Origin of the sequence: Clostridium sp., assembly GCF_051650885.1 — a bacterium.
In the GTDB taxonomy this organism is placed as follows: domain Bacteria; phylum Bacillota; class Clostridia; order Clostridiales; family Clostridiaceae; genus Clostridium.
The window spans coordinates 1-1,191 of record NZ_JBOFRG010000149.1; the positions used below are offsets into that span (position 1 = coordinate 1).

Here is a 1,191-nt window from a genome sequence, read left to right on the forward strand (position 1 = left end):
ATGTTGGAGGGCTTTCATCATATTTAAATAAGATGCGTATGAAACCTAAGTATAACATGATAAAAAAAGAAGTAAAGACAAAATTAAGCGGAACTGAACTTGGAGAGAGTTTAGCCTTAAAATTAACGAGAGTTAAAGACAGTATAAAACAATTAGTAGTCCCATCAATGTTATTTGAAGATATGGGAATAAAGTATTTAGGGCCAATTGACGGACATGATATAGTGAAGTTAAAAGAGGTTATAAATAATGCAAAAATGATGAATGGGCCTGTAATTATACATACAATTACAACTAAAGGAAAAGGCTACGGACTTGCTGAAAAAAGTCCATGTAAATATCATGGAATATCTCCATTTGATAAGAAAAGTGGAGAAGTAGTTGGAGCAAAAGGAAAAGAAAATTACTCTGGAGCATTTGGAAAAGCACTTGTGAAAATTGCAGAAAAAGATAAAAATGTTGTAGCGATAACTGCAGCAATGCCAGATGGAACAGGTTTAAATAGTTTTAGAAAGAAATTTGAAAATAGATTTTTTGATGTAGGTATAGCAGAACAACACGCAGTTACTATGGCAGCTGGAATGGCTTGTTCAGGACTGAAGCCAGTTTTTGCAGTATACTCAACATTTTTACAAAGAGGTGTTGATCAAGTATTACATGATGTATGTATCCAAAACTTACCGGTAGTTTTTGCAATTGATAGAGCAGGAATTGTTGGAGAAGATGGAGAGACACATCAAGGGATTTTTGATATCTCATATTTATCAATGATTCCAAATATGACAATAATTGCACCAAAATGCTTAGAAGAGGTAGAATTACTGTTAGATTGGGCGATAGAAAAAAATGGACCAGTTGCTATAAGATATCCAAGAGGTGGGGACAGTTGTGATAATATGAAACCTCTTACAGATGTGAAATTTGGAAAGTGGGAAGTTATGAATTCTAAAGAAAATAAAATTTCTATCATAGCAACAGGAAAAATGGTATCTACTGGAGTTATTGCGAAGAAAATGTTAGACGAGACAGGAATTAATATAAATTTAATCAATGCAACATTTATAAAGCCACTAGATGATGACTTGTTAGAAAACCTTTCAAAGACCCAAGATATTATAATATCAATTGAAGATAATGTAATAAATGGTGGATTAGGATCAAGTATAAATTTAAAATTAAATGAATTCGGTT

1 protein-coding gene is annotated in these 1,191 nt (G+C 32.2%); it reads left to right on the forward strand.

Annotated elements, in window-relative coordinates; translation table 11 throughout:
- A partial coding sequence (gene dxs / locus ACRC28_RS07195) for a 1-deoxy-D-xylulose-5-phosphate synthase (RefSeq protein WP_438542771.1) occupies positions 1-1,191 on the forward strand: 1,191 nt, incomplete at both ends.